General features: G+C 68.3%; 24 protein-coding genes. 19 read left to right on the top strand and 5 right to left on the bottom strand.

Annotation, left to right across the window (positions count from 1 at the left end; all coding sequences use genetic code 11):
* Positions 1 to 58: 58 nt before the first annotated feature.
* Positions 59 to 1,009 (top strand): serine/threonine protein kinase, encoded by a 951-nt coding sequence (locus FHW85_RS17725; RefSeq protein WP_168649132.1) that lies wholly within the window; start codon positions 59 to 61, stop codon positions 1,007 to 1,009.
* A 24-nt stretch (positions 1,010 to 1,033) separates the two neighbouring features.
* On the opposite strand, the gene FHW85_RS17720 is transcribed toward FHW85_RS17725, so the two are convergent.
* The gene (locus tag FHW85_RS17720; protein WP_168649131.1) at positions 1,034 to 3,991 is read right to left on the bottom strand and encodes a LysM peptidoglycan-binding domain-containing protein; all 2,958 of its coding nucleotides are present in this window, start codon (positions 3,989 to 3,991) and stop codon (positions 1,034 to 1,036) included.
* A gap of 242 nt (positions 3,992 to 4,233) precedes the next feature.
* Here FHW85_RS17720 and FHW85_RS17715 point away from each other — a divergent pair, with 242 nt between their 5' ends.
* From FHW85_RS17715 to rmuC, 6 genes are all read left to right on the top strand, one after another.
* On the top strand, positions 4,234 to 4,794 hold the full coding sequence (locus tag FHW85_RS17715) for a DUF1190 domain-containing protein (protein ID WP_168649130.1): 561 nt from the start codon (positions 4,234 to 4,236) through the stop codon (positions 4,792 to 4,794).
* Positions 4,794 to 5,972 (top strand): glutathionylspermidine synthase family protein, encoded by a 1,179-nt coding sequence (locus FHW85_RS17710; protein WP_168649129.1) that lies wholly within the window; start codon positions 4,794 to 4,796, stop codon positions 5,970 to 5,972. The genes FHW85_RS17715 and FHW85_RS17710 overlap by 1 nt, the downstream gene beginning before the upstream one ends.
* Before the next feature lie 142 nt (positions 5,973 to 6,114).
* Entirely contained in the window at positions 6,115 to 6,552 is a 438-nt protein-coding gene (locus FHW85_RS17705) for a hypothetical protein (RefSeq protein WP_167255182.1), read from the top strand.
* Between the two features lie 106 nt (positions 6,553 to 6,658).
* Positions 6,659 to 7,837 carry a class I SAM-dependent rRNA methyltransferase gene (locus FHW85_RS17700; protein WP_168649128.1) on the top strand — a complete coding sequence of 393 codons (1,179 nt, stop codon included), beginning with the start codon at positions 6,659 to 6,661 and terminating at the stop codon, positions 7,835 to 7,837.
* 47 nt (positions 7,838 to 7,884) lie between these two features.
* Positions 7,885 to 8,793, top strand: coding sequence for a hypothetical protein (locus FHW85_RS17695; RefSeq protein WP_168649127.1), 909 nt, complete (start codon positions 7,885 to 7,887; stop codon positions 8,791 to 8,793).
* A gap of 60 nt (positions 8,794 to 8,853) precedes the next feature.
* Positions 8,854 to 10,308 (top strand): DNA recombination protein RmuC, encoded by a 1,455-nt coding sequence (gene rmuC / locus FHW85_RS17690; protein ID WP_168649126.1) that lies wholly within the window; start codon positions 8,854 to 8,856, stop codon positions 10,306 to 10,308.
* A 202-nt stretch (positions 10,309 to 10,510) separates the two neighbouring features.
* On the opposite strand, the gene FHW85_RS17685 is transcribed toward rmuC, so the two are convergent.
* On the bottom strand, positions 10,511 to 11,326 hold the full coding sequence (locus FHW85_RS17685; RefSeq protein ID WP_168649125.1) for a shikimate 5-dehydrogenase: 816 nt from the start codon (positions 11,324 to 11,326) through the stop codon (positions 10,511 to 10,513).
* A gap of 156 nt (positions 11,327 to 11,482) precedes the next feature.
* On the opposite strand from FHW85_RS17685, the gene FHW85_RS17680 reads away from it, so the two are divergent.
* From FHW85_RS17680 to FHW85_RS17625, 12 genes are all read left to right on the top strand, one after another.
* A complete protein-coding gene (locus FHW85_RS17680) occupies positions 11,483 to 12,259 on the top strand; it encodes a hypothetical protein (protein WP_168649124.1) in 777 nt (258 codons plus the stop codon).
* 59 nt (positions 12,260 to 12,318) lie between these two features.
* The gene (folE, locus tag FHW85_RS17675; protein ID WP_167255170.1) at positions 12,319 to 12,918 is read left to right on the top strand and encodes a GTP cyclohydrolase I FolE; all 600 of its coding nucleotides are present in this window, start codon (positions 12,319 to 12,321) and stop codon (positions 12,916 to 12,918) included.
* A complete protein-coding gene (locus tag FHW85_RS17670; protein WP_167255168.1) occupies positions 12,918 to 13,253 on the top strand; it encodes an EF-hand domain-containing protein in 336 nt (111 codons plus the stop codon). Before folE ends, FHW85_RS17670 begins: the two co-directional genes overlap by 1 nt.
* A gap of 101 nt (positions 13,254 to 13,354) precedes the next feature.
* Positions 13,355 to 14,719, top strand: coding sequence for a TCR/Tet family MFS transporter (locus FHW85_RS17665; RefSeq protein WP_167255166.1), 1,365 nt, complete (start codon positions 13,355 to 13,357; stop codon positions 14,717 to 14,719).
* The gene (locus FHW85_RS17660; protein WP_167255164.1) at positions 14,716 to 15,222 is read left to right on the top strand and encodes a DUF1993 domain-containing protein; all 507 of its coding nucleotides are present in this window, start codon (positions 14,716 to 14,718) and stop codon (positions 15,220 to 15,222) included. The genes FHW85_RS17665 and FHW85_RS17660 overlap by 4 nt, the downstream gene beginning before the upstream one ends.
* A 94-nt stretch (positions 15,223 to 15,316) precedes the next feature.
* Complete coding sequence (locus FHW85_RS17655) at positions 15,317 to 15,964, top strand: DsbA family oxidoreductase (protein WP_167255162.1); 648 nt, start codon at positions 15,317 to 15,319, stop codon at positions 15,962 to 15,964.
* A 958-nt stretch (positions 15,965 to 16,922) separates the two neighbouring features.
* Positions 16,923 to 19,025 carry an ATP-dependent DNA helicase DinG gene (gene dinG, locus FHW85_RS17650; RefSeq protein WP_167255160.1) on the top strand — a complete coding sequence of 701 codons (2,103 nt, stop codon included), beginning with the start codon at positions 16,923 to 16,925 and terminating at the stop codon, positions 19,023 to 19,025.
* Positions 19,022 to 19,579 (top strand): HutD family protein, encoded by a 558-nt coding sequence (locus FHW85_RS17645; RefSeq protein ID WP_343203713.1) that lies wholly within the window; start codon positions 19,022 to 19,024, stop codon positions 19,577 to 19,579. Before dinG ends, FHW85_RS17645 begins: the two co-directional genes overlap by 4 nt.
* 39 nt (positions 19,580 to 19,618) lie before the next feature.
* On the top strand, positions 19,619 to 20,197 hold the full coding sequence (locus FHW85_RS17640) for an NnrU family protein (RefSeq protein WP_168649123.1): 579 nt from the start codon (positions 19,619 to 19,621) through the stop codon (positions 20,195 to 20,197).
* Between the two features lie 304 nt (positions 20,198 to 20,501).
* Positions 20,502 to 20,699: a hypothetical protein gene (locus tag FHW85_RS17635; protein WP_167255156.1), complete on the top strand. Its 198-nt coding sequence runs from the start codon at positions 20,502 to 20,504 to the stop codon at positions 20,697 to 20,699.
* Between the two features lie 4 nt (positions 20,700 to 20,703).
* Positions 20,704 to 21,294, top strand: a complete 591-nt coding sequence (locus tag FHW85_RS17630; protein ID WP_168649122.1) for a DUF938 domain-containing protein — start codon at positions 20,704 to 20,706, stop codon at positions 21,292 to 21,294.
* A gap of 46 nt (positions 21,295 to 21,340) precedes the next feature.
* The gene (locus FHW85_RS17625) at positions 21,341 to 21,775 is read left to right on the top strand and encodes a YchJ family metal-binding protein (protein WP_210427845.1); all 435 of its coding nucleotides are present in this window, start codon (positions 21,341 to 21,343) and stop codon (positions 21,773 to 21,775) included.
* A gap of 80 nt (positions 21,776 to 21,855) precedes the next feature.
* On the opposite strand, the gene FHW85_RS17620 is transcribed toward FHW85_RS17625, so the two are convergent.
* The 3 genes from FHW85_RS17620 to FHW85_RS17610 form a co-directional block, all read right to left on the bottom strand.
* Entirely contained in the window at positions 21,856 to 22,629 is a 774-nt protein-coding gene (locus tag FHW85_RS17620; protein ID WP_168649121.1) for an NRDE family protein, read from the bottom strand.
* 4 nt (positions 22,630 to 22,633) lie between these two features.
* Positions 22,634 to 23,515: a methylglyoxal synthase gene (locus FHW85_RS17615; RefSeq protein ID WP_168649120.1), complete on the bottom strand. Its 882-nt coding sequence runs from the start codon at positions 23,513 to 23,515 to the stop codon at positions 22,634 to 22,636.
* A gap of 140 nt (positions 23,516 to 23,655) precedes the next feature.
* Positions 23,656 to 26,436, bottom strand: a complete 2,781-nt coding sequence (locus tag FHW85_RS17610; protein WP_167255148.1) for a TonB-dependent receptor — start codon at positions 26,434 to 26,436, stop codon at positions 23,656 to 23,658.
* Between the last annotated feature and the right edge of the window lie 32 nt (positions 26,437 to 26,468).

The raw sequence follows: 26,468 nt of genomic DNA, 5'->3' as shown, positions 1-26,468 counted from the left end.
AGGTTGGGGTTCGCCTTGGGCTCACCCCAACCTACGGCTTGGCGGCGATAATCGCCGGATGTCCCAAGACGCCCCCTACGCCACCCTCACCCCGGACCACGTCCTCGATGCCGTCGCCGCCTGCGGCCTCTATCCCGACGGCCGCCTGCTCGCGCTCAACAGCTACGAAAACCGCGTGTGGCAGGTGGGCATCGACGATGCGCAGCCGGTCATCGCGAAGTTCTACCGCCCGCAGCGCTGGAGCGATGCGGCCATCCTCGAAGAGCACGCCTTCGCGCAGGAACTGGCTGAGGCGGAACTGCCGCTGGTCGCGCCGCTCACCATCGCTGGACGGACGCTGCTGCATCACGCCGGCTTCCGCTATGCGCTGACGCCGCGCCGCGGCGGCCGCGCGCCGTCGCTGGAATCGGCCGACCAGCTCGAATGGCTGGGGCGGCTGATCGCGCGCATGCATCTGATCGGCGCGCGGGCGCCGTTCGCGCAGCGCGGCCGCATCGACCGCGCCACGTTGATCGAACAGCCGATGCAGGCCGTGCTGGCCTCGCCGCTGCTGCCGGCGCATGTGCAGTCGCGCTACCGCGTCGCCGCGCAGCGCGTGGACGAAGCAGTGGCATTGCGCATGGAAGCCGTCGGCCCCGTGCGCCAGCTGCGCCTGCACGGCGACTGCCATCCGGGCAACGTGCTGTGGACCGATGGCGGCCCGCACTTCGTCGACCTCGACGATGCGCGCATGGGCCCCGCGGTGCAGGATCTGTGGATGCTCGCCAGCGACGACGCCGGCATGGAAGCACTGCTCGCCGGCTACGAGCAGTTCCGCGAATTCGACCGCATCGAACTGGCCCTGGTGCCCGCGCTGCGCGCGATGCGCCAGCTGCACTACGCCGGCTGGATCGCCGCGCGCTGGCACGATCCGGCATTTCCCGCGGCGTTCCCGTTTGCGGGCGAAGCGCGCTGGTGGGACCAGCACGTCGACGACCTGCACGAACTGGCGGACAGCCTGGGCGCCTGAGCGGCGCCCGGCTGTCGCCGGGCTTCAGTGATACGGCGGCGGATCGACACCCAGCACGTTCTTCAGCACCACGTCGAGCTGATGCGCCGAGGCCGGCTTCTCCTCGCTGTTCACCGGGAACGGGTTGCCCGCGATGATGCTGCCGCGCATCAGCACGCCGGGGCCGCTGCCGAACAGGCCATGATCGACGTTGCCGGCGACCAGGCCGTTGTGGTTCGCCAGGTCGTCCCAGTTGCCGTCGTTGCGGTCGGTGCGCTGGAACTTGGCCGGGTCGCCGCCCACCGTATCGAGCGAGGACACCATCGCGCCGGCGAAGGTCTTCTGTTGGTCGGCGCCCAGGCCGTTGAACCAGGCCATGGTCTGCTGCGCATTCATGCCGTGCAGTTCGCCGTAACGCATCAGCATGTTGGCGGCCGGCTGGTCGTCCTTGCTGTGCCAGGCGCCCAGCGCCTGCGCGGCGCTCTGGTTGTAGCCCAGGCCCTGCAGGAAGGCCTCGCGGCCCGGCACGGCGGCATCGTTGTCCTTCTTGCTCTGGTAGGCGATCAGGCCCACCGTGCCCAGCGCGACCAGGCCGATGCCGATCGGGCCGGCCCAGCTGCCCCAGCCCGCCCCGCCGGCCAGCGCCGCGCCGAGCATGCCCTCGCCGCCGACCGCGGCATTGCCCGCGGCCCACATGATCGAACCCACGCCGGTGGTGGCGTACAGCGCGCCCTCGGTGCCGTCGCCCTTGCCGAAGGCGTCGACCGATTTCCAGATGTCGATGCCGCCGGACAAGATGTTCACCCAGTGATCCACCGAGCGCTGGCCCACCGTGCCCCACAGGCTTTCCTTCGGCGCCCAGCCCACGCTGGTCACCAGGCCCGCGGTCTTCTGGCTGAAGCCGGCGGCGCCGATCAGCGCGGACATGTCGTTGCGCAGTTCCTCGGTGCCGGTCTTGCCGGTACCGACCTTGTCGAAGGCATTGGCCAGGCTCAGGCCCGCGGCGCCGACGCTGAAGGCGCGGAACAGCGTGCTGACCGCCGTGCCGTTGTCGAAGCCCTTGATCTTGCCGAGCTTGCCGTCGGTGTCCTTGAGGCCCGACTTCAACGACTCGTTCAGCGCATCCGGCGTCTTGGCATCCTTGGCCAGCGCATCGAAGTCGGAAAGATTGCCCTTCAGCACGTCGGTGGCTTCTTTCAGGCTGCCGACCTTGTCGCCATCCAGGCCCAGCACCACCGCCAGCGACTTGTTGTTGCCCAGGTCGTCGAGCTGCTGGATCACCTTGGTGCGCGTCGCCACGTCATTGCTCCTGGACAGCTGCTCGCGCAGGTCGTCCAGGCGGCCCTTGACGTAGTTGGTGCCCAGCTCCTGGGTCAGCTTGCGGCCGGCCTGGTCGGCGACCTTGCCGTACTGCGCCCACTGGTTGAGCAGGGCCTGGCCCGGTTCGCCCTTGAGGATAGTCGGGTCGTTCTGCACGGCCAGGCGCATGGCGGCGGCGTTGTTGTCGCTGCCGAGCAGCTTGCCGATGGTGTCGTTCACCGCCTTCTGGTCGCCCGGATGATTGGCCGCCCACTGCGCCAGCGCGGTCTGCTGCGAGAGCAGCAGCTTGCCGTCGTCGGCGATCAGCTGCTGCGCCTCGGCCACCTGCTTCTCCCAGTCCGGGCCCTTCATCTGCTTGTACTTGTCGATCGCCGCCTTCAGCTGGTCGGCCGTCATCGACTTGCCTTCCTTGGCGATCAGGCTGTTCAACTCGCCGGTGAGCTTGACGTACGAGTCGATCGCGCCGTCCACGCGGTAATGCGTGTTCTCCACCGTCTTGAACAGTTCGGCCTTGGTCTGCTCCACCCAGGGGCCAGTGATGCGCTCGTAGCCGCCGTGGCTGACCTTGTCGACGAAGCTCAGCGCCAGGGTCGGATCGTCCGACTGCGCCGCCATCGAGGTAAGCATCGACTGCGTATGCATGCCGCCGGCGACGATGCGCGGGTCGGGCAGCTGGCCGGCGAGATCGTCCGCCAGCGATTGCGCCGCGGCCGGATCGCTCCGCCGCAGCGTGCCCACCACGGTGGACAGGCTGGTGAGGATGTTGCCGGAGTGGCGCTGCTCGTTGTCGTACAGAAACGCGAAATGCGTGAGCTGCTCCATCTGCGTGCGCCCCTGCGCGGCGATGGAGGCGCGCGCGGCGGGCGAACTCAAGCCCGCCATCAGCTCGGCGTAGCGGCCGGCGGATTCGTCGGCCTGCCTGGCCTTAGGCTCGATCTGGTTGCTGTTGGTGAGCTGCTCTTCCTTGTATGGCTGGGCGGCCCAGTTGGCAGCGTCCTGCACGGTCCTGGCGAAGCCGGGGTTCGCTTCGGCCAGCTTGCGCACCTGGTCGGAGCTGGCGTTCTTCAGCGAGGTGTCCAGCGCCAACAGCTTGTCCTTCGGCGAGGTGTAGCCGGCGCGGTCGTTGGCGGCGACCAGGCTGTCGGCCTCCTGCTTGTCCACCGCGTGCTGGATCGCGGCATCGCCCTGGTAGCGGCCGAGGATGTCGGTACGCGCGGCTTTTTCGCGCTCGGCCAGGCTCGGCGGCTGTTCGCCCAATTGCTTGCGCTGCTGCGGGGTGAGGCCGTCGTTCACCGGCTCCTTCAGGCGCGCCTGCACTTCGTCGTTGACGGCCTGGTCGAGCTTGTCCTGCAGGCCGGGCAGGTCCGCGCTGCGGTTGTCGGCCACCGCCTCGTTGTAGTTGTTGAGCGCGCGGTTCACCTGCTGCTGCGGGGTGGGCGCCGGCGTCGGCACGCCCGCCACGGCCGGCGCGTTCGCCGGAGGCATCTTCAGCACGTCGCCGGGCATGATGCGGCCGCCGGCAACGGCCGGATTGGCCTGCTGCAGCGCTTCCACGCTGGTGCCGAACTTCCTGGCGATGCCGTCGAGCGTGTCGCCGTGCTCCACCCGGTACTTCTCCGGCGGCGGCGGCGGGGGCGGCGGCGGGGTGTAGGCGGGGATGCCGAGATCGCGCGGGATCGCCATGGTCGTAAGCCTTTACGAAGAAAACGGGGGAGCCGCTATTGGAGAACCCCGCACCGGGAGCCGCCTACTGGGGCTAACCCTAGGTCGGGACTGGACTTCGCCCTGTCATGAACGCCGTCGCATTGTGACCGCCCCATGTCGCCCGCCCTCGAAAGAACTTGCCGGGCGGAACTTCCTTCCGCACCCCGGCGCGGGCATGCTTGCCGCTTCGCTACCGCGACCGACGCCAAGGGAAAGCCGGGATGAAACGCTCAAGGACCGCCGCCCTGCTGCTGATGAGCAGCGTGCCGCTCTGCCTCACCGCCTGCGGCGACGACGAGGCCACCCGCGAGGGCCTGTACACCTCGGTGGACGCCTGCGTGGCGCAGACCAGCGACCGCGCCACCTGCGAACAGGCCTTCGCCAAGGCCAAGGCCGACGCCGCCGAGAACGGCCCACGCTTCGCCAACCGCCAGGAATGCGCGGCCACCTACGACTGGGACCGCTGCGAGGAACGCCGCGACAGCGGCGGCCATTCCTTCTTCGGGCCGATGATGGCCGGCTTCTTCGTCTCGCAGATGCTGCGCAACGGCAGCGTCACCCCGGGCTTCACCGGCGGGCCTGCCTTCCGCAACAGCGCCGGCCAGTGGCAGCAGCCGGATCCGAACGACCGCCGCACCACCCCAGGCGGCGGCGCGGGCGGCTACAGCGCCTACAGCGGCGGTTCGCGCGCGATGGTGCCGGTGAGCGCCACGCCCGACCGCGCCGTCACCGTCAGCCGCGGCGGCTTCGGTTCCTCCTTCCGCGGCCGGGCCGGCAGCTGATGCGCCGCATCGCCATCCGCGAGCGGCCGGACTGGCGCGCTCGCGCCGAGGACTGCGGCTTCGTCTTCCACACCATCGACGGCGAGCCGTACTGGGACGAGTCGGCCTACTACGCCTTCTCGCTGCGCCAGATCGAAGACGACATCGAAGCGCCGACCGAAGAACTGCACGCCATGGCGCTGGACCTGGTCGACGGCATCGTCGCCAGCGAGCAGCAGCTGCGCCGGCTGGCGATCCCCGAGCCGTACTGGGACTGGATCGCGCGCAGCTGGCGCGAACGCCAGCCGCATCTCTACGGCCGCATGGACTTCGCCTACGACGGCCGCGGCCCGGCCAAGCTGTACGAGTTCAACTACGACACGCCGACCTCGCTGTTCGAGGCCGCGTTCTTCCAGTGGGAATGGCTGGAAAACCAGCTCGCGCGCAACGGCCTGCCCGCTGGCGCGGACCAGTTCAATTCCATCCAGGAAGCCCTGATCGAAGCCTTCGGCGCGATCGCGCGCGACATCGCGCGGCCGTTCCTGTTCGCCGCCTTGCGTGAGTCGGCGGAGGATCAAGGCACCGTCGGCTACCTGCGCGACTGCGCGCTGCAGGCCGGCATCGACAGCGGCGAGATCGCCATCGAAGACATCGGCATCAGCGCGGACGGGCGCTTCACCGACCTGGACAACCGCGCGATCGGCGCGCTGTTCAAGCTGTATCCGCTGGAGGATCTGTTCCGCGAGGAGTTCGGCCGCCATCTGCCCGGCTCGCGCCTGCAGCTGATCGAGCCGCCATGGAAGGCGGTGCTCAGCAACAAGGGCATCCTGCCCCTGCTGTGGGAAAAGCACCGCGGCCACCCCAACCTGCTGCCCGCCGCCTTCGACGACGGCGCCGCGCTGCAGCCCGGCTGGGTGCGCAAGCCGCTGCATTCGCGCGAAGGCGCCAACGTCGCCATGCACCTGCCGGACGGGCGCCGCGTGGAAACCGGCGGCCCCTACACAGGGCCGTGCATCCGCCAGGCCTGGCATCCGCTGCCGGACCTGGGCGGCGCCTTTCCGCTGATCGGCAGCTGGGTGGTGGCCGACCGCGCCTGCGGCATGGGCATCCGCGAGGACCGCTCGCCGGTGACGCAGGACGGGGCGCGCTTCGTGCCGCATGCGATCGTGGATGAACCGCGCGGCGTACTGATGGCGTAGGTTGGGGTGAGCGCCAGCGAACCCCAACACACACCCGCACCTTAGCGACGCCCATGTTGGGGTTCGCTGGCGCTCACCCCAACCTACGCACTGCCGTTCCGTCCGGCTAAGCTTGCGGCTCTTTGGCCGACGGAACCCTCGCGTGCGCAGCTTTCTTTTCCGCCTGATCGGCATCCTCGAAGTCGCCGGCGGCTTCTACGGCCTGGTGACCATGCTGCGCCGCCTGCTGCCGCTGGGCAGCACGCACGATTCGATCGTGGCGGTGATCGGGCTGGCGCTGTACGGCTTCGTGCTGGTGGCGGGCTTCGAGCTGCTGGGCAATACCGAGCGCGGCGTGACCTTCTCGCGCATCGCCCAGCTGCTGCAGCTGCCGCTGATCGCCATGCCGGTGCTCAGCTACGGCCTGCACTGCGGCGCCTTCGTGAATATCTACGCCACCCTGCAGTCCTCGCCGCACCTGGGCCTGGACTGGCATATCGGTTCGCAGGGCTTCGTGCTGGCGGTGGCCGGGCCGGCCGTGTCGCGGCTGGGCATCAACCTGCTGGCCCTGCTGTCCTGGCTGGCGCTGCGGTTGCGCTGATCAGGGAACGGGGAACGGGGAACGGGGAACGGGAAAAGCCGGGAGCGCGCGGCGCCTTTGTTCCCCATTCCCCGATCCCCGTTCCCCGCTCCGTTATCATTCTCCGATGAACAGCCCCGCTTCCCCCTCCCTGCCCGTCATCCGCCTGAAGTCCGACCGCACGCCCGGCCACCCCTGGGTGTGGTCCGCGCAGGTGCACAAGCCCGCCGAGCGGCTGCCGCCCGGCAGCGTGGTGGAGGTGCTGGACGCCAAGGACCGCTTCGTCGGCCGCGCGTTCTGGAACGGCCATGCGCGCATCGCGCTGCGCCTGCTCACCGCCGACGCGGACGAAGCCATCGATGCCGGCTGGATCGCCGCGCGCATCGCCCGCGCCGTGCAGCTGCGCCGCGACTGGCTGGCGCTGGACCAGGCCACCGACGCCTGGCGCGTGGTGCACAGCGAAGGCGACGGGCTCTCCGGCCTGATCGTGGATCGCTACGCCGACATCCTGGTGATCGAATACTTCGCCGCCGGCATGTGGAAATTCCGCGAGGCGATCCACGCCGCGCTGCTGCAGCACTTTCCCGGCGCACGCTTGTACTGGTTCGCCGAAAGCCACGTGCAGAAGCAGGAATCCTTCGACTGCCGCGCCGCCGAGGCGCCCGCGCCGGTGGAAGTGCACGAGCACGGCCTGCGCTTCCATGCCGCGCCGGGCCTGGGCCACAAGACCGGCTTCTTCGCCGACCAGCGCGACAACCGCGCCCGTTTCGCCGAGCTGGCGCGCGGCCGCCGCATGCTGGACCTGTGCTGCAACGCCGGCGGCTTCGCGGTGCATGCATTGGCCGGCGGCGCCAGCGAGGCCACCGGCGTGGACATGGACGCGGGCATCCTGGAGGTGGCGCGCGCCAATGCGGCGGCCAACGGCGTGGACGCGAAGTTCGAACAGGCCGACATCTTCGACTGGCTGCGCGCGGCCGTCGCGCGCGGCGAGCAGTACGACGCCGTGGTGCTGGACCCGGCCAAGCTCACCCGCGACCGCAACCGCGTGGTGGATGCGCTGAAGAAATACTTCGCCATGAACCGCCTCGCGCTGGACGTGATCCCGCCGGGCGGCCTGCTGCTGACCTGCTCGTGCACAGGGCTGGTGAGCGAGGCGGATTTCCTGGAAATGCTGCGCCGCGTGGCGCTCAACGCCGGCCGCGAGATCCAGGTGCTGGAAGCGCGCGGCGCCGGCCCGGACCATCCGGTACGCAGCGACGTGCCGGAAGGGCGTTATCTGAAAGCGGTGTTCTGCCGGGTCTGGTAAGGCCCGTCAGCCAACGGACACAAAAGGATCGAAGAGGAATCGACCGTATGCGCAGGATCGCCGCCAGCTTCGCGCTCGCTTGTCTGCCGTTGTGCGCCGTCCATGCCCAGGGCAATCCTGGCGCCAAGCCGCGCGTTCCGATAGAAGACACCTACATCATCGTGCCGAAGTACGCGGCGGAGTACACGCTGGCGCGCAGCGTGAACCACGGCGACGAAGGCCAGTTCGCCGGCGGCGTGGCCTTGACCTTCAGCGACTCGGCATCGCCCGCGCTCAGCACCGACATGATGATCTACCCCATCGGCGGCAGCGCCAGCGTCGCCTCGATGGAGGCGAAGTTCCGCGGCGACGTCGAGGTCGCCGAGGCGAAAGGCCAGTACATCGTCACGCAGTGGAACGACGCCGCCGACTTTGTGCTGCGCCGGCCCGACGGCAGCGCGTGGCCGGGACGCATCATGTCGCTGCGCTTGAAGGCGGGGGACGGCGAAATCGACTCGCGTACGTATCTGTTCCACCACGGCATCTACGCCTACATGCTGCGCATCGACGTACCGGCCGGCCAGGGCGGCGACCTGCTCACCGTCGAAGACTCGCTGGCGCGCGCGCTGCTGACCTCGATCCAGGTGGTGAGCGTCGGCAGCTGCGGCAAGCAGATGAGCATCAGCATGCGCCCGCCCGGCGTACCGGCTCCCGCCGGCTATACGGACGGCATCTCGGCGGACGGCTTCAGCATCTCGGTCGGCCAGGAAGACGTGGAGAGCAACGGCAAGGAGCTGGTCGCCAACCTGCAGTCCGGCCGCGGCATGTTCGGCCGCATGCGCCTCGCCGCCGCGCGCCAGATCGCCAACGGCTGCACCTCGACGCCCTACGCGCCGCCGGCCGCCTCGGACGAACTGGCCGTGCTGCGGCTGCATTTCCCGGCCGATTACTGGCAGCTCACGCCGGTACCGCACTGAGCGGTCCCGGCGGATGAGACGCGGGCGCGTACACTTGGCGCCTTGCCGTATGGAACCGCCATGTCGCTTACCGAAGTCCTGCTGCTTATCCTGATCCTGCTCGTCCTGGCCGCGCTGGCCTTGCTGGCCGTGCTGCTGCGTTCGCGCGACGGCGGCGGCCTGGGCCTGCACGCGCGGCTGGATGCGCTGAAAGACGATGGCGAGCGCCTGCAGCGCAGCCTGCGCGAGGAGCAGCGCTCCGGCCGCGAGGAACTGCAGCAGGGCTTCGACCGCTTCCGCGTGCACATGGGCGAGCAGCTCGGCGGCATGAGCCAGCACCAGGCCGAGCGCATCGACGGCTTCGGCCAGCGCCTGAACGTGCTGACCGAACGCACCGACGCCGGCCTGCAGGCGCTGGCCCAGCGCTTGGCCGAGGACGCGCGCCACAGCCGCCAGGAGCTCACCCTCGCGCTCAACCGCTTCGGCGAACAGCAGCAGCAGCGCCTGGCCGCGCTCACCGCCGACAACGAAAAGCGCCTGGGCGAAGTGCGCGCCACCCTGGAGAGCAAGCTCAAGGCGATCCAGGACGACAACGCCGCCAAGCTCGAACAGATGCGCGCCACCGTCGACGAGAAACTGCAGAACACGCTGGAGACGCGCCTGGGCCAGTCCTTCCAGCTGGTCTCCGAGCGGCTGGAAGCGGTGCAGCGCGGCCTGGGCGAGATGCAGAGCCTGGCCACCGGCGTGGGCGATCTCAAGCGCGTGCTGACCAACGTGAAAACGCGCGGCACCTTCGGCGAAGTGCAGCTCGGCGCGCTGCTGGAGCAGATCCTGATTCCCGAGCAGTACGCCGCCAATATCGCCACTGTGCCCGGCTCCGCCGAGCGCGTGGAGTACGCCATCCGCCTGCCCGGCGGCCAGGACGAGCAGCCGGTGTGGCTGCCGATCGACGCGAAATTCCCGGTGGAGGACTACCAGCGCCTGCTCGACGCACAAGAGGCGGCCGATGCCGACGCCGCGCTCGCCGCAGGCCGCGCGCTGGAAGTGCGCGTGCGCGAAGAAGCCAGGCGCATCCACGGCAAGTACGTGGCGCCGCCGCACAGCACCGACTTCGCCATCCTGTTCCTGCCCACCGAAGGCCTGTACGCGGAAGTGATCCGCCGCCCCGGCCTGTCCGACCTGCTGCAGCGCGACTACCGCATCACCCTGGCCGGCCCCACCACCCTCACCGCCCTGCTCAACAGCCTGCAGATGGGCTTTCGCACGCTGGCGATCGAGAAGCGCAGCAGCGAGGTGTGGCAGCTGCTGGCAGCGGTGAAGACGGAGTTCGGCAAGTTCGCCGGCGTGTTGGAGAAGACCCGCAAGAAGCTTACGGAAGCGAGCAATGTGATCGATCAGGCGGGTGTGCGCACGCGGGCGATCGAGCGGAAGCTGCGGCACGTGGAGACGCTGCCGGGGGAGCAGGTGCAGCAGTTGCTGGGGGAGGCGCCGAGCGTCGAAGCAGAAACGGAAGATGACGACGAAGCGACCGACTGACCCCCTCTCCCCTCCGGGGAGAGGGCTGGGGTGAGGGGCCGGGCGAAGCCGTGAGCGGAGGGTCGCCTCAACCGTAAGCCCCTCTCCCTCCGGGAGAGGGGCTGGGGTGAGGGTGCGACCGGAGCGAGGCGCACCACTTCGCCCGAACCCTCATCCGGCTGCCGCCACCTTCTCCCGAAGGGAGAAGGATTCACTAGGTGAACTACGACAGCGCGTGCGCCGCCGCCTCCGCGATCAGCCGACCCTCCGGCCGCACGCCCGTGTACAGCACGAACTGCTCCACCGCCTGCAACACGATCACCTCCGCCCCGGTGATCACCAACTTCCCCTTCGCCCGCGCCAGCCGTATCACCGGCGTCTCCGGCGGCAACGCCACCACGTCGAACACCACGCTGGCGCGCTCCACTTCCGCCTCGGTGAACGCCAGCGCATCCACCTCCGGCCCTTCCATGCCGATCGGCGTCACGTTGATCAGCAGCTGCGCCTCGACACCGCGCATATCCTGCGCCCACGCATAACCGCAACTCTCCGCCAGCGCCCGTCCCGTGGCCTCGTTGCGCGCCACGATGTGCCCACGCTTGAAACCCTTGTCGCGCAATGCGCAAGCCACCGCCTTCGCCATCCCGCCGCTGCCGCGCAGCGCCAGCGTGAGATCGGGCGAAACCCGATGCTGCTCGATCAGGCGCGCCACCGCGATGTAATCGGTGTTGTACGCGCGCAGCTGTCCATCGTCGTTGACGATGGTGTTGACCGAATCGATCGCCTTGGCCGAGGCATCGATCGCATCGACCAGCGGAATGCAGGCTTCCTTGAACGGCATCGACACCGCGCAGCCGCGGATGCCCAGCGCGCGGATGCCGCCGATGGCTGCGGGCAGGTCGCGCGTGGTAAAGGCCTTGTAGACGTAGTCCAGGCCGAGCGCTTCATACAGGTAGTTCTGGAAACGCGTACCGAAATTGCCGGGGCGGCCGGACAGCGACATGCACAGCTGGGTGGTACGGGAAATGCGCAGGGTCATGGCGTACTCGCTACTTGAATCGTCAGCGGGACCATAAAGAGCCGGGGTGCGATCGATCAACCCCATATCCATCGACCGCAGACCCATCAACCCCGTCGGCCGCGGCAAGGCGTTCCATCCCACGCATCGAGCCGCGATGCCTGTCGGAGCCTTCCCATGAAAACCCTGCTGATCGCGCTGGCCGTCGCCGCCGGCCTGGCCCACGCCGCACCCGCCAGTGCCGTAGGCCGCCTGCTGGATCTGAGCGTGTACGACCGCGACACCGGGCGCAGCCTGCCCGTCTACCAGCACCACGGCCGCTACTACGTGGCCGGCGAACCCGGCCACCGCTACCGCATCGCGCTGCGCAGCCGCAGCGGCGAGGACCTGCTCGCGGTGCTGTCAGTGGATGGCGTCAACGCCGTCTCCGGCCAGACCGCCGGCTGGTCGCAGGCCGGCTACGTGCTGGACCCGCGCGCGAGCACCGACGTGCTGGGCTGGCGCAAGAGCCTCAGCCAGGTAGCCGATTTCGTCTTCACCGATATCGGCCAGAGCTACGCCGCGAAGACCGGGCGGCCGGACAACGTCGGCGTGATCGGCGTGGCGGTGTTCCGCCGCAAGCCGCAGCCGGTCTATGAGCCGCCGATGGTGAGCGAGATAGCGGCCTCGCCCGCAGCACCTGCCGCAGCCGACGCCGCCGCTCCGTCCGCAATGCGCGGCGCGGAGCAGCGTGCCGCCAAGGCCAGCGCACCGCTGGGCACCGGCCACGGCGAGCGTGAGTATTCCTCGGTCACCGAAGCGGAATTCGAACGCGCCTCCAGCTCGCCGGACGAAGTGGTCGCGCTGTACTACGACACCTGGAACAACCTCGCCGCGCAATGCGTGATCCCCTGCGAACGGCCGCGCCCGGTGCGCCCCGAGCCCTTCCCGGGCCGCTTCGTACCGGACCCGTGAGGCGCCGGGGCTTGACGCTGGCGCTACACTTGACCGCCTGCGCCACGTAAGGAACCCCCATGAGCGATCAGCACCCCAGCGACGTCACCCCCGAGCAGGCCGAGGAAGCGGTACGCGTGCTGCTGCGCTGGGCTGGCGAGGACCCGTCGCGCGAAGGCCTGCTCGACACGCCCAAGCGCGTGGTCAAGGCCTACCGCGACTGGTTCTCCGGCTACCTCACCGATCCGGGCGAGTATCTGCGCCGCACCTTCGAGGAAGTGGCCGGCTACGACGAGATGGTGGTGCTGCGCGACATCGAGTTCGAAAGCCACTGCGAGCACCACATGGCGCCGATCGTGGGCCGCGCCCACGTCGGCTACCTGCCGACCAACCGCGTGGTCGGCATCAGCAAGCTGGCGCGCGTGGTGGAAGCCTATGCGCGCCGCTTCCAGGTGCAGGAAAAGCTCACCGCGCAGATCGCGCAGTGCATCCAGGAAAACCTCCACCCCGCCGGCGTGGCCGTGGTGATCGACGCCAGCCACGAATGCATGACCACCCGCGGCGTGCACAAGCGCGGCGTGTCGATGGTCACCAGCCAGATGCTGGGCTCGTTCCGCGACGACGCGCGCACCCGCGCCGAATTCCTGCAGTTCATCGGCATCCGCGGCGGCGTGCGCTGATGCGCGCCGTGCTGGCGGCGGCCCTGCTGGCGCTGCCGTGCCTGGCCGCCGCGCAGGGCTATCCGCGCACGCCGGCCGAATACCTCAGGCTGATGGATACCGACGGCGACGGCCGGGTCAGCGAGCAGGAGTACGTGGATTACCTGAGCGCCGGCTTCCGCCGCATGGACGCCAACGGCGACGGCGTGCTGGAGCCGGAGGAACTGCCCGGCGGCCATGGCAAGCCGATCACCCTGCGCAGCCACCAGGACAATCTGCGCCGCCAGTTCCACAAGCTGGACCGCAACCACGACGGCTACCTGGACGCGAAGGAACTCGCGGCGCCGCCGGCCTGAGGGTTTTACCCCGGACGGGCGCGAACGGAGGATGATGCGGCGCTACAACGCGCGTCACGCACCTTGCGCTATCGTTCGCGCTTTCATCCCGCCGGCCGACCATGGACCAGCCAGTCACCACCGTCACCGAGCCGCGGCGCCGCGCGGCGGTAGCGTTTATCTTCGTCACCGTCCTGCTGGACATGCTGGCCTTCGGCATCGTGATCCCCACGCTGCCGCATCTGCTCGAACAGCTCGCCGGCGGCGGCATCGCCACGGCGGCCTCGTGGGTGGGCATCTTCAGCACCGTCTTCGCCGTGGTGCAGTTCATCTTCGCGCCGATCCAGGGCGCGCTGTCGGACCGCTTCGGCCGGCGCCCGGTGATCCTGATCTCCAACCTCGGCCTGGCCGTGGATTTCATCGTGCTGGCGCTGGCGCCCACGCTGTGGCTGTTGCTGCTGGGACGCATCCTGCTGGGCATGACCGCGGCCAGCTTCACCACCGCCAATGCCTATATCGCCGACATCACGCCGAAGGAAAAACGCGCCGCCGCGTTCGGCATGCTCGGCGGCGCCTTCGGCCTGGGCTTCATCATGGGCCCGGGCGTGGGCGGCGTGCTGGGCGAGATCTCGCTGCGCCTGCCGTTCTGGGTGGCCGCGGGCCTGGCGCTGTGCAATTTCCTCTACGGCCTGTTCGTGCTGCCCGAGTCGCTGCCGAAGGAGCACCGCACCGCGCGCTTCGAACTGCACAGCGCGCATCCGCTGGGCTCGCTGAAGCTGCTGCGCCGCGACCCGGTGCTGCTTGGGCTGGGCACGGTGATGTTCCTGGTCTATCTGGCGCACTACGTGCTGCAGACCACCTTCGTGCTGTATGCCGACTACCGCTACGGCTGGGGCACCCGCGCCGTCGGCCTGGTGCTGATGCTGGTGGGCGCCTGCGACGGCTCGGTGCAGGCCTTCCTCACCGGCAAGCTCACCCCGCGCTGGGGCGAGCGGCGCGTGCTGGTGGCCGGCATGCTGTGCGGCATCGGCGCCTTCCTGCTGATGGGCCTGGCCAATGTGGGCTGGGTGTTCCTGCTCGGCATTCCGCTGCTGGCGCTGTGGGGCCTGTCCGGCCCGCCGGTGCAGGCGATCATGACGCAGCAGGTCGACCCCAGCGAACAGGGCCGCCTGCAGGGCGCGATCACCAGCCTGGGCAGCTTTGCCGGCATCTTCGGCCCCACCTTGTTCGCGCAGATCTTCTCCTTCTCGATCATGCCCGGCACCCCGCTGCACCTGCCCGGCCTGGCCTTCGTGGTGGCGGCCGCCCTGCTGGTGATCGGCACGCTGATCGCCGCGCGCACCGCGCGGCGCGTGACCGATCCCTCGCTGACCCGCCACGAGGAACCCACGCCCTGCGCCGCCGCCGTACCCCATGACCTTTCGCCGGTTGCCGCCACGCAGCCGGCCGATGCCGACCCCGTCCACTCCTCGGAGCCATCCTCATGACGCTTTCCATGTACCAGGCCTCGGTGCCCGTATTCCTGCGCGCGCTGGCCAACCTGCAGCACGTGCTGAAGAAGGGCGAAGCCCACGCGCACGCCAAGGGCATCACTTCCGACGTGCTGCTGCAGACCCGCCTGATCCCCGACATGCACCCGCTGGTGCGCCAGGTGCAGATCGCCACCGACATGGCCAAGAACGGCACCGCCCGCCTGGCCGGCGTGGAGCCGCTGAAGTTCGAAGACACCGAAACCAGCTTCGAGCAGCTGCATGCGCGCATCGAGCGCGCGGTGGAATACATCAAGGGCTTCAAGACCGAACAGCTCGACGGCAGCGAAGGCCGGACCGTCACCATCAAGACCCGTACCGGCGAACAGCAGTTCGAAGGCCAGGCCTATCTGCTGCACTTCGTGCTGCCGAATCTGTTCTTCCATTGCACGACGGCGTACGCGATCTTGCGTGCGGCGGGGGCGGAGTTGGGGAAGTCGGATTTCATGGGGAAGATGTAAATCCCCTCTGCAGCGCCGTCCGCATGGGCGGCGCTGACTTGATTGCACCCGCCCAGGCCGCATCTCCCATCCGTTCCCCTATCGGATACCCGCCATGGCCAACAAGCTCAAGATCGATTTCGTTTCCGACGTGGTCTGCCCCTGGTGCGCGGTGGGCCTGGGTTCGCTGGACGAGGCGTTGCGCCGGCTCGAGGGTGAGGTGGAGGTGGAGATCCATTTCCAACCGTTCGAGCTCAATCCGCAGCTGGCGCCGGAGGGCGAGGACGTGGGCGAGCATCTGGCGCGCAAGTACGGCAGCACGCCGGAGCAGATGAAGCAGAACCAGGAGGCGATCCGCCAGCGCGGGGCCGATGTGGGTTTCACGTTCAACCTGGATAAGCGCAGCCGCATCTACAACACGTTCGATGCGCACCGCTTGCTGCATTGGGCGGAAACGCTGGGGCGCCAGGGTGAGCTCAAGCGCGCGCTGCTGGGTGCGTATTTCACCGATGGGCGCAATGTGAGCGACCGCGAGGTGTTGGTGGATGCCGCCAGCAAGGTCGGCCTGGATGCGGCCGAGGCGCGCAAGGTGCTCGACGAGGGTCGCTATGCGGATGAGGTGCGGGCGCAGGAGGCGTTCTATCAGTCGCAGGGGGTGCGGGCGGTGCCGTCGGTGATCGTCAATGATCGGTATTTGATTCAGGGTGGGCAGCCGCCGGAGGTGTTTGAGGATAGCTTGCGGCGCATCGCTGCTGAGGGGTGATTGGGCGCTTGCGCGTCGGCTCTTTGCTCGTCATCCCGGCGTAGGCTGGGATCCAGTAGCGACTAGGTGCGGTTGTCGCGACTTGGCCGCTTATGCAGCGGGCATTTCGGACGCCTGCCGGCGCCCGAGTCACTTTCTCTTTGCTGGCTCAAAGAGAAAGTAACCAAAGAGAAATAGCCTCAAGTCAAAGGCTCGCGACGCGACTAGAAGGAGCAGTGGGCGGCTGCGGTAAACGGATTAACCTGGGTCTACACGAAACATCAGTGCGTTTACGTAACGGCCTTTTCAACGTGCCGTGGCCGAGAGGATGTTCAGTGACCGAGGCCAGCTTCTGTTCTTCGTTCCTGCCTGCTCACCACTTCACCCCTCTCCCCTCCGGGGAGAGGGCAGGGTGAGGGGCCGGGCGGAGCGTAACGTTAAATCTTTCCGTGACGTAGGTTGGGGTGAGCCGCAGGCGAACCCCAACACCGGCACCTTCACGCGCCTCGCCATGTTGGGGTTCGCCTATGGCTCACCCCAACCTACGCCGTGCGCTTACGCGACGAACAGGGCTGAGCCCAAAAGCTGGCCTCGGTCATTGAACATCCTCTTCGCCACGGCACGTTGAAGCACCCGCTACGCAAACGCACTGCCGTTTCGTGTAGACCCAGGTTAATCAAGTTACCGCAGCCGCCCACCGCTCCTTCTAGTCGCGTCGCGAGCCTTTGACTTGAGGCTATTTCTCTTTGGTTACTTTCTCTTTGAGCCAGCAAAGAGAAAGTGACTCGGGCGCCGGCAGGCGTCCGAAATGCCCGCTGCATAAGCGGCCAAGTCGCGACAACCCCACCTAGTCGCTACTGGATCCCGGCCTACGCCGGGAAGACGAGTAGGGGCAAGCCCCCCAACCCCCTCCCCACCCCCTACAATCAACAACCACCCAAAAAAGCCGCCCCCCGGCGCGGCCCCGCCGCCCCCCCCCATGCTCACCGACGAAACCAAGGAATCCATCCGCACCGCGTACACGCGCCTGAAGGAAGGCCTCCCCGGCTTCCGCGCCCGCGCGTCACAAGGAAAGATGATCGCCGAGGTCGCCAAAGCCCTGTCGGTAGAAGGTGGCGCCGCCATCATCGAAGCCCCCACCGGCACCGGCAAATCGATGGCCTACCTCATCGCCGGCGTCGAAGTCGCGCGCGCGCAGAAAAAGAAACTGCTGATCGCCACGGCCACCATCGCCCTGCAGGAACAGCTCGTCCAGCGCGACATCCCGCTCTACCTCAAGCTCAACGGCCGCGAAGCCAAAGTCGCCCTCGCCAAAGGCCGCGGCCGCTACGTATGCCCGCGCAACCTCGCCATGGCCGCCAACAGCCTGCAGGACACCGCGCAGATGGGTCTCGGCTTCGAGGCGGACCTCGCCCTGTGGTCCAAACCCCCAGCCGAACGCGACAAGCAGGTGCTGAACAAACTCGTCGGCGCATTCGACCGCCACGAATGGGACGGCGACATGGACAACGCGCCGGAAACCCCCGGCGACCTGCTGCGCGCCATGATCACCACCAGCGCGGGCGGCTGCACCGGACGCAAATGCGCGCAGTTCATGGCCTGCCCGTTCTTCGCCGCGCGCCGCGCGGTGGGCGATGCGGACATCATCGTCGCCAACCAGGACCTGGTGCTGGCCGACCTCACCATGCCGCGCGAGGAAGACGGCTTCGGCGGCGTGATCCTGCCCAAGCCCGACGAAGTGCTGTACATCTTCGACGAAGGCCACCACGTACCCTCGAAGGCCATCGACCGCGGCGCCGCCGAAGTGCATATGAGCGCCACCGTGCGCCAGCTCAGCCGGCTGGGCCGGCAGATCCACGCGGCGTACTCGCTCACCGACAAGGAAGTGATCGGCAAGCTCGCGCTGGATGCCGGCGACGAAAAGCTGCAGGAACTGAGCGACGCGCTGGAAGAACTGGAAAAAGACATCCGCCTGCACTGGCTGCCCTCGCCCAACGACGACGAGCCGATGTACCGCGGCTCGCTCGGCCAGCTGCCGGAATCCTGGGTGGAGCATGCGCGCGTGCTGTACGTGTTCACCGGCGAGATCGAGCGCTGGGTCGGCGCCGTGCGCCGCGCTGTGCTGGAGATGACCGAGAGCGGCCCCACCAACGAAGCGCTGTCGCGCGAGCTGGGCATGGCGCTGGAACGCATCGACCGCCAGCTGCGCACCTGGCGCGCCTGGTCCAGCGAGGACCGCGAAGGCGGCCCGCCGCTGGCGCGCTGGGTCACGCTGTCCGGCGACCAGCAGCTGGTCTGCCATGCGTCGTCGGTATCCGCCGGCGGCCTGCTGCGCAGCGTGCTGTGGGAGAACGCGAGCGCCGTGGTGATGACCTCGGCCACGCTCAGCGCCGGCGGCAATTTCCGCACCTTTGCCGACGCGGTGGGCCTGCCCGACAGCGCGGTCACGCTCAGCCTGCCCTCGCCGTTCAATCTCGCCGCGCAGGCGCGGCTGGAAGTGCCGGCGCTGCGCGCCATGCCGGATGCGCGCGAGGAACACGCGCAGGAGATCAGCGACTGGCTCGCCGCGAATCTGGACTGGGCCGCCGGCAACCTGGTGCTGTTCACTTCGCGCGCCAAGCTCGACCGCGTACTGCAGAAGCTGCCGATCGAATGCGTGCGCAAGGTGCGCGCGCAGGGCTCGCTGGGCAAGGCGCAACTGGTCGCCGAGCATATTGCGGATGTCGAAGCCGGCAAGGGCAGCACGCTGTTCGGCCTGGCCTCGTTCGGCGAAGGCCTGGACCTGCCCGGCAAGCTGTGCGAGACGGTGGTGATCACCCAGCTGCCGTTCGCCGTGCCCACCGATCCGGTTGGTGCCACCTATGCCGAATGGCTGGAATCGCGCGGGCGCAATCCGTTCATCGAAGTGACCGTGCCCGATGCCACGCGCCTGCTCACGCAGTACTGCGGCCGCCTGATCCGCACAGAGACCGACCACGGCCGCATCGTGCTGCTGGACCGCCGCGTGGTGACCAAGCGCTACGGCGAGCGCATGCTCAATGCGCTGCCGCCGTTCGCGCGCGCGATCGAGCGCGCGGCGTGAGCATCGTGCGCGGTGCCGATATCGCGGTGACGCCGTGGAAGAACGGCATGGGGCGCACGCGCGAATTGGCCGTCCATCCGGCGGGTGCGGCCCTGAGCGATTTCGATTGGCGCGTGAGCGTGGCCGAGGTGGACAGCGCGGCGCCGTTCTCCGCGTTTCCCGGCGTGGATCGGCAGATCGCGCTGCTGGAAGGCGCGGGTTTCGCCATGCGCTTCGCGGACGGCAGCGAGCATCGGCTCGATGAACCCTGCGTGCCGTTCGCCTTTGCCGGCGAGGCGTCGGTGGACGTCACGCTGATCGAAGGCGCCACGCGCGATTTCAACCTGATGCTGCGGCGTGGCGTGGCGGACGGCCGCATCGAAACCTGGCGCGCGGGCACGCATGCACTGGCTGGCGTGGTTCTCGTCTATGCCACCCGCGCGGAAATCGTCACGCCGGAAGGCCGCCTGCAGGCCGGCGACGTGTGGCATGTGCCGGATGGCACCCAAGGCACGCTGACGCTGGACGGCGAATCCATCGCGCTCGCCGTACGCCTTCATCGGCGCGCCGTTTAGCGCTCTATACTCGCCCCATCCATCCGGAAGGGGTTCCCGATGACACTGCTGATCCTGGGTCTGCTGCTATTCCTGGGCGTGCATTCCATCAGCATGCTCACTCCCGGCTGGCGCACGCGGCAGATCGCGCGCTTCGGCGACATGGGCTGGAAAGGCCTGTACTCGCTGGCCTCCATCGTCGGCCTGATCGTGCTGATGATCGGCTTCCGCGACGCCCGCCTCGCACCGGTGCTGCTGTACGTGCCGCCGCTGGCGCTGCGCCATCTCAATGCGCTGTTCACCCTGGTGGCCTTCGTGCTGTTCGTCGCCGCCTACGTGCCGCGCAATCACTTCAAGGCCCGGCTCGGCCATCCCATGCTGGCCGGCGTGAAGGTGTGGGCGTTCGGCCATCTGCTGGCCACCGGCATGCTGCACGACGTGCTGCTGTTCGGCGCCTTCCTGCTGTGGGCGATCACCGATTTCATGATCTCGCGGCGGCGCGACCGCGCGGCCGGCACGGTCTACCCGGCCGGTACGCTGCGCGGAACCCTGGTGACGATCGCCGTCGGCGTCGCCGCCTGGGCTTTCTTCGCGTTCTACCTGCATCTGCGCTGGATCGGCGTCAACCCGATGCACTGAACCCGCACGTTCTTGCGCCCATGGCTCAGCGTAGGTTGGGGTGAGCTGCAGGCAAACCCCAACCATGCGATACGCCTCAATGTGACGATGTTGGGGTTACTGGCTGCATCGGCAGCCAGCCCTTTGGGCCATCCGCTACGCGGATGTTCGCTACGGCATCCTGCCTTCGCAGTCGCCTGCGGCTCACCCCAACCTACGTCGGATTTGAAAAGTAGGTCGAGGGGTGTAGGGAGTCATCTCCCCCATCGCAACGCAGCGCGCTAGAGTGCTCGCACCTTTTATCCGTTCCCGTAAGGAACCCTCCATGGCCGCTTTCCTGCTCTGGCTGTTGCTGCTGGTGTTCTGCTGGCCGATCGCCCTGCTGGCGCTGGTGCTGTATCCCATCGTGTGGCTGCTGACCCTGCCGCTGCGCCTGGTGGGCATCACGGTCAACGCAGTGTTCTCCTTCCTCGGCGCCTTGCTGATGCTGCCGGCGCGCATCCTGCGCGGCCGTCCCGCCTGAGCGGGTGGAGAAACCGAACGCCCCCTCCTGCGACCGCAACCGCGAGCCTATCCTCGCGGTGCTGCGCGAACACTTCGCCGGCCGGCGCGATGCGCTGGAGATCGGCAGCGGCACCGGACAGCACGCGGTGTACTTCGCCGCGGCGATGCCCTGGCTGAGCTGGCAATGCTCGGACCGCGTGGAAAACCTGCCCGGCATGCAGCTGTGGCTGGACGAAGCCGGGCTGCCCAATACGCCCGCGCCATTGCAGCTCGACGTCGGCGGCGCCTGGCCGGCGCACCGCTACGACGCGGTGTTCAGCGCCAACACGCTGCACATCATGAGCTGGCCCGAAGTCGAGACCTTGTTCGCGCGCTTGACCGATGCGACCACGGATGATGCGGTGCTGGCGATCTACGGCCCCTTCAACTACGGCGGCCACTACAGCAGTGACAGCAATGCAGTCTTCGATCAGTGGCTGAAGGCGCGCGGTGCGCATATGGCCATCCGCGATGCCGAGGCGGTGAATGCACTGGCCGCGCGTGCGGGCTTCCGTGCGGTGGCCGATATCGCCATGCCGGCCAACAACCGCTGCCTGGTCTGGCGTCGCGGCTAGTCCATTTGGCCGGCTCGCCGTGCCAAGCACCGCCACGGGTGGCATCATGGCCTATCGCCACGCGCCGGCTCATCTATCCGTGCAAGCCATCGACACGCTCACGCCCTGCCCTTGCGGCAATCCCGCCGGCTATCTGCGCTGCTGCGGGCCGCTGCACGAAGGCGCGGCGGCGGCCACGGCCGAAGCGCTGATGCGTTCGCGCTACAGCGCCTACGTGCTAAAGCGCGAGGATTACCTGCTCGCCACCTGGCACGCCAGCACACGGCCGGCCACGCTCAAGCTCGGCGCGCAGCAGCCGGCGCCGACCTGGCTGGGACTGACCGTGAAGCGGCATGAGAGCGAAGGCGACCGCGCCATCGTCGAATTCATCGCACGGCTGCGCTACGGCGGCGGCAAGGCGCAGCGGATGCATGAGATCAGCAGCTTCGTGCGCGAGGATGGGCGCTGGTACTACGTCGACGGCAGCTTCCCTGACGCGTGACGTAGGTTGGGGTGAGCCACAGGCGAACCCCAACGATGCGCAAGGTACCAAGGTGGCGAACGTTGGGGTTCGCCTGCGGCTCACCCCAACCTACCGCCGAAGCTCATCGCCGTCTCACCCTCGTCGCGCCCATTCGGCCCGAAGCGCCGCTCCACGATCACGCCGCGCCCATCGTGCCCCAGCGCCACCACTGTGCTGGCACGCGTGCCGTACAACTCGCCGCGGATGAAAGCCGAAGACAGCCAACGCTCGCGTTCCAGGCCCACGCCGGTGTCGGGTAGTTGTTCGTCCGGTGCGCGATGCTCGTCGGCCAGCGCGGCGAACAGCGGCGCGAAGTCGTCGCCCTCGCCATGCGTGGCCAGCCAGCTTTCCAGATGCCCCATCAAGACGCGCGTCTTCGGCCACGGCGTATTGAAGTCCGCATTGGACAGGCCATGCACGCCCGCCACCACCGCCTGCGCCTTCGGCACGGGACGGTTGCCGAGGTAGAACGCCGCCGCCGTATCGAAGGTGAGCAGGTTGAACGGCCGGTAGCCCGACGCCGCGGCCTGCAAGGCCTGCGCATGCGACGCGGCGTCGGCCGCGCCGGTGAGGTAGTCCGTCGCCAGCAATCCACGCGACGCGCCGAGCTGCGGATCGCGCGGGTCGCGCACATTGGTCACCACGCAGCAGCGGCCGGTATCGGTCACGCCCAGCCAGGTGCCGCCCGCTTCCAGGTCGCGGCCGCCGATCGTCACGCCGTCGCTCCAGCGCGCCAGCGGCGCGCTCGGACGCGCATGGAACTCGTCGCGGTTGCCGGCCAGCAGCAGGCGCCAGCGCGGGTGGGCCTGCCAGGCGAACGCGATCAGGCACATGGCGTCAGCACGGCCGCTGCCCGGCGCGGCGGCGCACCGCCTCGGCCCAGCGGCGCGCGACGGCGGGGGAAGTCATGCACACCGCGTCGTCGGTGACGGTGGTGACGGCGCGCTCCAGCAGCTGGATATCGGCCTCGTGCTGGCGCGCCACGTGCGGGTCTTCGAAGAACAGCGCGCGCTGGCAGCGCCGCTCCAGCACCAGGTCGGCGATCTGCGCATCGCCGCCCATCGGGCCGCTCTGGTAGCGCTGCACCCAGTCCTGCTCCTGCGGCCAGCCGCGGCTCCAGGCCAGTTCGTTGAGGCGCTGGCCGGTGGTGCCGGTGGCGATGCGTTGCGCGAAACGCGACAGCACGTCGAAATGCTCGGCGGCATAGGCCACCATCTGCGGCTTCATGGCATCGTGCGCGATCAGCGCCAGCGTCTGGCGCTCCAGCGCGTGCAGCGCGTCGGCGCCCGGGTCCGGCGCGAAGCCGGCCAGGATGCGCTCCTGCTCCACCCAGTCGCGCGCCGAGGCCACGGTGGAGATAAACGGCTTCTGGTGGATCACGCACTGGCGCTTCAGCGCAATCGCTTCGGGGAAGATCGACGAAGGGTCGACCGGATGCATCAGGTACACCGCGCCATCGAGCACGCGCCCGGATTCGGGCAGGCCGACGATCTCCGCCACCAGCTTCATCAGGCCACCGTCGCGGCCGTAGGGATAGCGCACCAGGCCGTCGTAGTCGCCCAGCACGCCGTCGCGCACGATCGCATCGTAAGTGCGGCCCACCGCATGCAGGCGGATGCCCAGTTCGCGGACGCCTTGCCGGCTGGCGCGCAGCCAATGGAACAGCGCGGATTCCGCATGGCTGTGGTGGGCTTGATTGGCGGCCAGGCCGATGCGCATCTGCGGTTTCCCCTGCGGGTGGATGGATCGAACGCAGAGCGTACCGCGCGCGGCTGCATGGCGGGGACAAACGCCGGCTTCCTCGGCACAAAAAAAGCGGCGCGCCGGCTACCGGCGCGCCGCCTGGATTCCCCTCCCGTTCAGAGCTTCAGTTTCACGCCCAGGTTGTAGAAGCGGCCGACCAGGCCCGCCTGCGCGTAGGTCGGGTTGTAGTTGGCGCCGCCGCCGGCGTAGTTGGACGGATCGAACGGTGCCTTGCGGTCGAACAGGTTCATCACCGAGCCGGTGATCGCGATGTGGTCGTTGATCTGGTAGCTGCCGGTCAGGTCCATGTAGGTGAACGAGCCGATGCGGCAGCTGACCGGGATCACGGTCAGGCAGTTGCTCGGATCGGTGCCGGCATCGAGCGCGTAATTGGCCATGCCGCTGACGTGGTACAGCGTGCCGGTGATCGTGGCCGGACCCCACTCGAAGGTGTTGGCCCAGGACATGCGCCGCCGCGGCGTGCCGGCGCCGGAGGAGAGCTGGTACGGCCCGTGCGTGCCCACGAACTGCTGCTTGGTGCCGTCCGGCAGGGTCAGCGTCCAGTTGAAGATCTGCGTGCCGCTGAACTGGCTGATGTAGTGCATGTCGTGGTTGAAATCGAAATGGGCCTGCAGGTCCACGTCGATGCCGGTGGTCTTCAGCGAGGTGGCATTGATGTACAGGCTGTCGATCTCCGCCGGCCGCGGCAGCGCGTTCGGATGCAGGGGGTCGGGCGTATCCGGGATCACGATCACGCCCGGCGCCTGCGGCAGGCCCGCGTAGTAGTTGGCCAGCGCGGCGGAGGCGTCGGCCGGTCCGATCACGTTCTCCTTCTTGATGTTGAAGTAGTCGACCGACACGTTCAGCCAACTCGTCGGCTGCACCAGCACGCCCAGGGTGTAGTTGCGCGCCTTCTCCGGCTTGATGTCCTTGTTGGCCAGCGTGGCCAGCGACAGCGCGTACTGATTGACGTAGCCGTTGCCGCTGCCGCCGTGCGCGGCGATGAAATCCGCCGGCGGCGTGTGGTTGATGAAGCCCTGCGACGAGCTGGAGCCGTTCTCGGAGAAGCTGGGCGCGCGGAAACCCTTGGAATAGGTGCCGCGCAGCGCGATCCAGTCGAACGGCTTCCACTTGATGCCGACCTTGGGCGTGAAGTGCGTGCCCACGTCGGAGTAATGGTCCAGGCGCCCGGACACGTCCAGTTCCAGCGATTCGAGCAGTGGCGCGTTGAACTCCACATAGCCGGCAGACACATTGCGGCTGCCCTTGGTCTGCGCATTGCCCAGGCCCTGGAACTCGAAGTTCGGATTGAGCGTGGGGTCGTCGATCGACTCGTGGCGGAACTGCGCGCCGAGGGCGAAGCCGAGCGGACCGCCGGCCATGTCCCACAGCGAGCGGTTGGCGGCCAGGTCCAGCGAGTCCAGGTCCGAGGTGGAGGTCTTGTCGTAGCCCGGCGCCAGCGCCGCGCGCACCCGCGGGCTGTTCGCCGCGGGGTTGGCGAAGTTGTAGGTGCCGTTGGTGACGGCGTCGAGCAGCGCGGCGTAGTTGATATAGCCGTACTGCTTGGTGTCCAGCCAGTCGTGGTTGATCACCGCGGTGACGTCGTAGTTCCACTCGCCGAACGCGCCGGACACGCCGCCGACGATGCGCGCGTTGTGGTTGTCGTAATTGAAGCCGTTGGCCATGTCGCCGAACGCGTAGTTGATCAGCGCATAGTCGTTCGGGAACGGATTGCTCGGATTGCCCGGCGGCAAGGCGATGCTGTTGGTGTTGTGCGGCGTGCTGGACTGCAGCTGCCGCGGCAGGCCCGGCACCCAGGTCTTGGCCTCGAAGTAGCTGGCCGACAGATAGGCCCGCGTGGTGTCGTTGATCTTCATGGTGAAGCGGCCATAGATGCCGCCCTGCTCCATCGCCGGCTGCACCTGGCCGTACAGCGACTGGAAGTTCTGCTCGCAGTAGCTGCCGGTGTCGTCGGTGACGCCGATCGAATTGCTGCCGCAGGGACGCAGCGGCTGCGCCAGCGCGCCGGCGTTGGGCGTGCCGCTGGTGAGATCGCCGGGGCGGGTCAGCGAGCCGGGCGTCACCGAGCCGTACACCGAGCCGGTGCGCTGCCCAGGCTGGCCGATGTTGAGGTCGGGGCCGCCGATCGAGCGCAGGTCCTGCGTGTTGAACGGGAAACCGCGCTGGCGCAGCCAGATCGGGTTGTCCTTCTGGTACTGGATGGCGATGTAGCCGTTGTGGCCGTCCTTCTCCAGGTCCCCCGCGCCGGCCAGCAGGGTGGCCTTGCGGGTAAAGCCGCCGCCGTGCTGCGAGGTGCCGACGTCGACGGTGCCCTCCACGCCCTTGTAGTTGGGCTTGAGGATGATGTTGACCACGCCAGCGATGGCATCGGCGCCGTACAGCGAGGAAGCGCCGTCCTTCAGCACTTCGATGCGGTCCACCGCGGCCAGCGGAATGGTGTTGAGGTCGACGAAGGAACGCTGGCCGTCGTCCGCCACCGGATAGCTGGCGGCGCGATGGCCGTCGACCAGCACCAGGGTGGAGTTCACCGTCAGGCCGCGCAGCGCGACGCCGGAGGAACCGGCGGCGAAGCCGTTGGCGAAGGCATTGGGAATCGAGCCGCTGTTGTCGGCGGAGATCGAGCGGACCACATCCGAGACCGTGGTCATGCCGCTGCGCTGGATCTGCTGGGCGGTGAGCACGGTGACCGGCGACGGCGTTTCCACGTCGATGCGCGGCACGGCCGAACCGGTCACGGTGATGGTCTGCAGTTGCTTCGCCTGCTCCTGCGGAGGCGGCGGCGGTGGAGCTGGAGTGGCTGCGTCTTGGGCAAACGCAGCCCCGACCGGAGCAAACAATAAACCGGCCAGGGTCAGTGCAAGCTGGTTGCGCTTCATGGGGATGGCCTCTCTTTGTTTGTTAAGGCATT

The sequence above is a fragment of the Dyella sp. SG609 genome, from assembly GCF_012275375.1.
Lineage (GTDB): Bacteria > Pseudomonadota > Gammaproteobacteria > Xanthomonadales > Rhodanobacteraceae > Dyella_D > Dyella_D marensis.
Note: the sequence above shows the minus strand (reverse complement) of the source record. Positions and strands in the feature narration are given on the sequence as shown.